Here is a 6644-nt window from a genome sequence, read left to right as displayed (position 1 = left end):
TACTGCACCTCCAACCCGTCCACCTTCTGCCGCGCCCCAGCAGCCTGAGGCGACCGCAGTCCCCACCGCGCCGCTGCGCGCCGGGCGACTGAATTGCCGTCTCCTACTGCACCTCCAACCCATCCACCTTCTGCCGCGCCCCAGCAGCCTGAGGCGACCGCAGTCCCAACCGCGCCGCTGCGCGCCGGACGAGTGAATTGCCGTCCATTACTGCACCTCCAACCCGTCCACCTTCTGCCACCCACGTGGCAACAACGATCCACGGCTCGCACGCGCACCCACATACGTATCCAGGTCCTTGAACGACAGGCTCATGGTGCGTGCGCCGCTGCGCACCAGCAGCGTGTTGCCTGGTGCGACCGCCACCACGGCCACCACGCGTTCGGTGCCGAGCTTGGCCTTGGGGATCTCGATGATCTTGTTGCCTTTGCCCTTGTCCAGCTCGGGCACGTCGGTGGCCGGCACCGCCAGCAGATTGCCGGCACTGGTCACGGCGACGATGCGGTCGGTTTGCGGGTTGCTTACCTGGGCCGGCGTCAGCACATGCGAGCCGGTGGTGAGATTGAGCATCGCCTTGCCGGCCTTGTTGCGGCCGGTGAGGTTTTCGAAACGGGTGACGAAGCCGTAGCCGTGCGAGGATGCCAGCACGAAGCGGGTGGCGTTGTCGGCGCTGGCCATGACCTGGAACGCCGCGCCCGAGGCCGGCGAGAAACGTCCGGTCAACGGTTCGCCATTGCCACGCGCCGAGGGCAGGGTGTGCACGGCGGTGGAATAGGCGCGGCCGTCCGAATCCAGGAACGCCACCTGATGCGTGCTGCGGCTGCGCACTGCCGCCAGCAGGCCATCGCCTTCGCGGTAGGACATGCCGGCAGGATCCACCTCGTGGCCCTTGGCTGCCCGCACCCAGCCCTTCTCCGATAGCACCACGGTCATCGGTTCGCTGGCCACCATTTCGGTTTCGTCGATGGCCTGCGCGGCGCCACGCTGCACCAGCGGCGAACGCCGCGCATCGCCGAACTTCTTGGCGTCGGCAGTCAGTTCGTCCTTGATCAGCTTCTTCAGCTTGGTCTTGCTTTCCAGGATCGCGATGATCTGCGCGCGTTCCTTGGCGAGTGCTTCCTGTTCGCCGCGGATCTTCATTTCCTCCAGGCGCGCCAGTTGGCGCAGCTTGGTTTCCAGGATGTATTCGGCCTGTTCTTCGCTCAGCGCGAAGCGCGAGATCAGCACCGGCTTGGGTTCGTCTTCGCTGCGGACGATGCGGATCACTTCGTCCAGGTTGAGGAAGGCGATCAACAAGCCTTCCAACAGGTGCAGGCGGCGCTCGACCTTCTGCAGGCGATGGTTGAGGCGGCGGGTCACCGTATCGCTGCGGAAGCTCAGCCATTCGCTCAGCAGGTGCTTGAGGTTCTTGACCTGCGGGCGGCCATCCAGACCGATCACGTTGAGGTTGACGCGGTAGCTGCGCTCAAGATCGGTAGTAACGAACAGGTGGCCCATCAGCTGTTCGGCATCGACGCGATTGGAGCGCGGCACCAGCACCACCCGCACCGGGCTGGTGTGGTCGGACTCGTCGCGGATGTCTTCCAGCCACGGCAGCTTCTTGGCGCGCATCTGCTGGGCGATCTGCTCGATCACCTTGGACGGGGAGACCTGGTAGGGCAGCGCATCGATGACGATGTTGGCGTGCTCTTTCTTGTAGGTGGCGCGCGCGCGCACGCTGCCGTGACCGGTCTCGTAGATGTTCCGCAGGTCCGCAGCCGGGGTGATGATCTCGGCGGTGGTCGGGTAATCCGGGCCCAGCACGTGCTCGCACAGCTGCGCGACCGTGGCGTCAGGGTCATCGAGCAGCCGCAGCAGTGCGCTGACGATCTCGTTGAGATTGTGCGGCGGCACGTCGGTGGCCATGCCCACCGCAATCCCGGTGGTGCCGTTGAGCAGCAGGTGCGGCAGGCGTGCCGGCAACCAGGTGGGCTCTTCCAGGGTGCCGTCGAAGTTGGGCGCCCAATCGGTGGTGCCCTGGCCAAGCTCGCCCAGCAGCACTTCGGCGATCGGGGTCAGCTTGGACTCGGTGTAGCGCATCGCTGCAAACGACTTGGGGTCGTCGGTGGAGCCGAAGTTGCCCTGGCCTTCGATCAGCGGATAACGGTACGAGAACGGCTGCGCCATCAGTACCAGCGCCTCATAGCAGGCACTGTCGCCATGCGGGTGGTACTTACCGATCACATCGCCCACGGTACGCGCGGATTTCTTCGGCTTGGCGGCGGCGTTCAGGCCCAGCTCGCTCATCGCGTAGACGATGCGGCGCTGCACCGGCTTCAGGCCGTCACCCAGGAACGGCAGGGCGCGGTCGAGCACCACATACATCGAGTAGTCGAGATAGGCGCGTTCGGCGTATTCGCGCAGCGGCAGCTGTTCAAAGCCGTGGAAGGTGGGGCGGGTCAGATCGGTCATGTAAAGCCAGGTCCTGCGTGAAGAGGAACCCGCGCCGGGGCGCGGGCTCGAAGAGCGCCGATTATCCGGATGCGGCGGGGGATGCCAAGCCGCGCGCATGAGGGCCGGCCAGATAACGGGTGGGCGGGGCGCCGAAATGGCGATGGAACACGCTGACGAAGGCGCTGGGGCTGCTGTAGCCAAGCTGGTCGGCCACCTGCGCCACCGCGTGGCCCCGGCTCAGCCGCCGCAGGCCTTCGGTCAGCCGCGCCTGCTGCCGCCACTGCGCAAAACTCAGGCCGGTCTCCTCGCGAAAATGCCGGCTCAGGCTGCGCGGCGACAATCCGCCCCAGTCGGCCCAGGCGTCGAGCGGGCGCGGGTCGGCGGGCGTATCGAGCAACTGGCGGGTGATCCGCAGCAGCCGGCGGTCGGCCGGCATCGGCAGGTGCAGGTGGTCGATCTGCACCTGGCATAGCTCGTCCAGCAGCACCGCGGCCAGGCGTTGCTGGGCGGCATCCAGCGGCTGATCCAGTGGCCAGTCGGCGGCCCGCATGATGGCCTCGCGGGCCAGCCCGGTCAGCCGGATCACCCCGCCTTGCGCAGGCAGGGCGGCGCAGGCATCCGGCCGCACAATCACGCCCCACCCGCGCATCGGCCCGGCCAGCTCCACGGTGTGCTGCTGCCCGGGTGGCATCCAGCCGGCGCAGCCCGGCGGCAGCGACAGGGCACCCTGTTCTGTATGTACGGTGAGCACGCCATGCTCCACATACATCAGCTGGCCGCGGACATGCGCGTGCCAGGCAGTTTCCGGCGCCCACACCTCGCGCAGCTCCGCCAGGAACGCGATCAGCACCGGCCCATCGGCCCTTTCAAAGCTGGCGCGTACGCCTGGCGGCAGGGCATCGATCTGGGTTGGCGGGTTTTCGATACTCATTGGCCGAATTGTATTACCGAGCCGGCGCACGCGCCGCGTAAGGTGGCGATCCTTGCGGGCGGTTTAATCCCTTGCGGGATAATTGCGTTGACAAATATATTTTTCGGAACAAAATGTGTGGCATGAATGTTTCGTCTTCCGCCACACCGTCGTTCGGCCTGTTGTTGCGTCAGGTGCGCGATGCGCTGATGCGCCAGCTCGATGCCGAGATGAAGGGCGAACTGCCCGATTTCGGTTTCAGCCACTACGTGGGCCTGAAGATCCTGGCGGTGCGCTCCCCGTGCACGGCCAACGAACTGGCGCTGGCGCTGGACCAGACCCCGAGCGCGGTGACCCGCCTGCTCGACAAGCTTGAAGCGCTGGGCGCGGTGCGGCGTGAGCCGCATGCGCAAGACCGGCGCGCGCTGCAGATCGTCATGACCGAGCAGGGCGTGGCGCTGTGGGAGCGGCTGCGCCTGCGCGGCGAACGCGCCATCGAGCACGGCCTGCGCGACCTGTCCGCGGCCGAGCGCGAACTTCTCACCTCACTTCTTATCCGTGTCCGCGATGCACTCAACTCATGAACGTCGCTAGTTCCCCGACCCAGATGCTGCGCCCGCGCTCGATGCGCCTGGCGGCCGCTCGTTATCACCGCCCTGGCATTGGCGTTGGCCGCCTGCGCCAGCAGCCGTGGGCTGAATCCGCAAGGCGCCGTGCTGGATCCGAGCACGCTGCATGCAGAGCGCACCCTGGCGCAGCAAACCACGTTGAGTCCGGCCGCGTGGCCGGCCAGCGATTGGTGGCGCGCGCTGGGCGATGCGCAGCTGGACGCGCTGATCGCCGAAGGCCTGCAGCACAGCCCCAGCCTCGCTGCGGCGGATGCGCGCCTGCATCAGGCGCAGGCGCGTATCGGCACTGCGCAGGCCGAGCGCGGCCCCAGCCTGTCGGTGTCCGGCGGCTACACCGGCCTGCAGCTACCTGAATCGATGGTCGGCGAAGAGCTCGGCGGCAGCTACGGCGGCAGCGCGCAGGTCGTGCTGGATTTCCGCTACGGCATCGATCTGTGGGGCGGCAAGCGCAGCGCGTGGGAAGCGGCGGTCGACCAGGCGCATGCGGCCGAAGTGGATGCGCAGGCGGCACGATTGAATCTGTCGTCGGCGATTGCCGAAGGCTATGCACAGCTCGCGTACGCGTGGAGCCTGCACGACCTGGCCAACGACGAATTGAGCCGTGCGCAGAAGACCCTGGAGCTGACCCGGCAACGCCGCAGCGCCGGCATCGACAGCGAGTTGCAGGTGCGCCAGGCGCAAGCGCGCGTGCCGGCCGCGCAGCAGCAGCTGCAATCGGCGCAGCAGCAGATCGACGAAGCCCGCACCGCGCTGGCGGCCTTGGTCGGGCAGGGCCCGGATCGCGGTTTGGACATCGCCCGTCCCGTACTCGGCGGGGGCATCGCCACGCAGTTGCCGAGCATGCTGCCGGCCGACCTGCTGGGTCGTCGCCCCGACGTGGTGGCGGCACGCTGGCGCGTGGAGGCGGCCGACAAGGACATCGCAGTCGCCAAGACCCGCTTCTATCCCAGCCTCAACCTCACCGCGCTGGGCGGTGTGATCAACCCGGATGTCGGCAAGCTGCTGGAAAGCGGCTCGGTGTTCGGGCTGGTCGCGCCGGCGCTGAGCCTGCCGATCTTCGACGGCGGCAAGCTGCGCGCCAATCTGGCCGGCAGCGACGCGCAATACGACCTGGCCGTGGCCGACTACAACCAGAAAGTGATCGCTGCGCTGCGCGAGGTGGCCGACCAGGTCACCGCCGTGCGTTCGCTGGAGCAGCGCGCGCAAGCGCAGAACGATGCCGTGCAGACCGCCACGGCCGCCTTCGATCTGGCTCAGCAGCGTTACCGCGCCGGCATCGGCAGCTATCTGGAAGTGCTCAGCGTACAGGAGCAGTTGCTGCTCGCACGCCAACGCATGGCCGGGCTGCAGTCGCAACAACTTCTGGCCTCGGTGAGGTTGCAGCGTGCGCTGGGCGGCGGATTCACGCCGGAACCCGCACGCGACACCGCCCACGCCGCGCCCACTTGCGCACAACCGAATTCCTGAGACATCGACGATGAGCCAGACGACTTCAACTTCTCCTCAACCCGCACCGGCCGCGCCCAGCAAGCGCCGCGCTGCGCTGCGCATCGTGGCCATTGTAGTGATCCTGGCGATCATCGGTCTGGTGGTGTGGTACTTCCTGGTCGGCCGTTGGCACGAAGACACCGACGATGCGTATGTGCAGGGCAACCAGGTGCAGATCACCCCGATGGTGGGCGGTACGGTGGTCAGCATCGGCGCCGAAGACGGCATGCGTGTGGAGCGCGGCCAGTTGCTGGTGCAGCTGGATCCGGCCGACACCGAGGTCGCCTTGCAGCAGGCCGAAGCCAACCTGGCCAAGACCGTGCGTCAGGTGCGCGGTCTGTATCGCACCGTGGAAGGTGCGCAAGCGGAGTTGTCCGCTCGCGAAGTCACGCTGCGCAGTGCGCGCTCGGACTTCGCACGGCGTAAGAATCTGGCCGCCACCGGCGCGATCTCCAACGAAGAACTGGCGCATGCCCGCGACGAACTGGCCGCCGCCGAAGCGGCCGTAAGCGGCTCGCGCGAGAGCTTGGAGCGTAACCGAGCGTTGGTGGACGACAGCGCGGTGGCCAACCAGCCGGACGTGCAGACCGCCGCCGCACAACTGCGTCAGGCGTATTTGAATCATGCGCGCACCGGCGTGGTGGCGCCGGTGTCCGGCTATGTCGCACGGCGTTCGGCGCAGGTGGGTCAGCGCGTGCAGCCGGGCAGCGTGTTGATGGCGGTGGTGCCGCTGGAGCAGGTGTGGGTGGAAGCCAATTTCAAGGAAACCCAGCTCAAGCACATGCGCCTGGGCCAGGAGGTGGAACTGCATTCTGATCTGTACGGCGGCGGCGTGAGCTACACCGGCCGTATCCAGAGCCTGGGCCTGGGCACCGGCAGCGCGTTCTCGCTGTTGCCGGCGCAAAACGCCAGCGGTAACTGGATCAAGATCGTGCAGCGCGTGCCGGTGCGCATTGCAGTGGATTCCAAGCAGCTGGCCAGCAATCCGCTGCGGATCGGCCTGTCGATGAAGGTCGATGTGAACCTGCACGATCAGCAGGGCAGCGTGCTGCCGACCCAGGTCGCCAACGGCGCGGTGTTTTCCACCGACGTGTATGCGCAGCAGCTCAAGGCTGCCGACGCCGACATCCAACGCATCATCCAGGACAACCTGCCCTCGCAGGCTGCCAGCAAGGCGGGCTAAG

The 6644-nt window shown here is 67.1% G+C and carries 4 protein-coding genes and 1 pseudogene; 3 read left to right on the top strand and 2 right to left on the bottom strand.

Annotated elements, in window-relative coordinates; genetic code table 11:
* Positions 1-207: 207 nt before the first annotated feature.
* Positions 208-2451, bottom strand: a complete 2244-nt coding sequence (parC, locus tag LN450_RS16130; RefSeq protein WP_011346910.1) for a DNA topoisomerase IV subunit A — start codon at positions 2449-2451, stop codon at positions 208-210.
* 61 nt (positions 2452-2512) lie between these two features.
* A complete protein-coding gene (locus tag LN450_RS16125; protein ID WP_011346911.1) occupies positions 2513-3364 on the bottom strand; it encodes an AraC family transcriptional regulator in 852 nt (283 codons plus the stop codon).
* 122 nt (positions 3365-3486) lie between these two features.
* On the opposite strand from LN450_RS16125, the gene LN450_RS16120 reads away from it, so the two are divergent.
* From LN450_RS16120 to LN450_RS16110, 3 genes and pseudogenes are all read left to right on the top strand, one after another.
* Positions 3487-3927: a MarR family winged helix-turn-helix transcriptional regulator gene (locus LN450_RS16120; protein ID WP_014089765.1), complete on the top strand. Its 441-nt coding sequence runs from the start codon at positions 3487-3489 to the stop codon at positions 3925-3927.
* Between the two features lie 23 nt (positions 3928-3950).
* A pseudogene (locus LN450_RS16115) lies at positions 3951-5439 on the top strand (AdeC/AdeK/OprM family multidrug efflux complex outer membrane factor).
* Positions 5440-5449: 10 nt separating this feature from the next.
* The gene (locus LN450_RS16110; protein ID WP_011346913.1) at positions 5450-6643 is read left to right on the top strand and encodes an HlyD/EmrA/EmrK family protein; all 1194 of its coding nucleotides are present in this window, start codon (positions 5450-5452) and stop codon (positions 6641-6643) included.
* Position 6644 lies beyond the last annotated feature (1 nt).

Source organism: Xanthomonas euvesicatoria pv. euvesicatoria (genome assembly GCF_020880415.1).
Lineage (GTDB): Bacteria > Pseudomonadota > Gammaproteobacteria > Xanthomonadales > Xanthomonadaceae > Xanthomonas > Xanthomonas euvesicatoria.
The sequence above is the reverse complement of the archived record's forward strand: the minus strand, read 5'-3'. Positions and strand labels throughout refer to the sequence as shown.

Coding starts and splice junctions, on each gene's coding strand:
- LN450_RS16110 (WP_011346913.1), top strand. CDS start 5,450: ATGAGCCAGACGACTTCAACTTCTCCTCAACCCGCACCGGCCGCGCCC.
- parC (WP_011346910.1), bottom strand. CDS start 2,451: ATGACCGATCTGACCCGCCCCACCTTCCACGGCTTTGAACAGCTGCCG.
- LN450_RS16120 (WP_014089765.1), top strand. CDS start 3,487: ATGAATGTTTCGTCTTCCGCCACACCGTCGTTCGGCCTGTTGTTGCGT.
- LN450_RS16125 (WP_011346911.1), bottom strand. CDS start 3,364: ATGAGTATCGAAAACCCGCCAACCCAGATCGATGCCCTGCCGCCAGGC.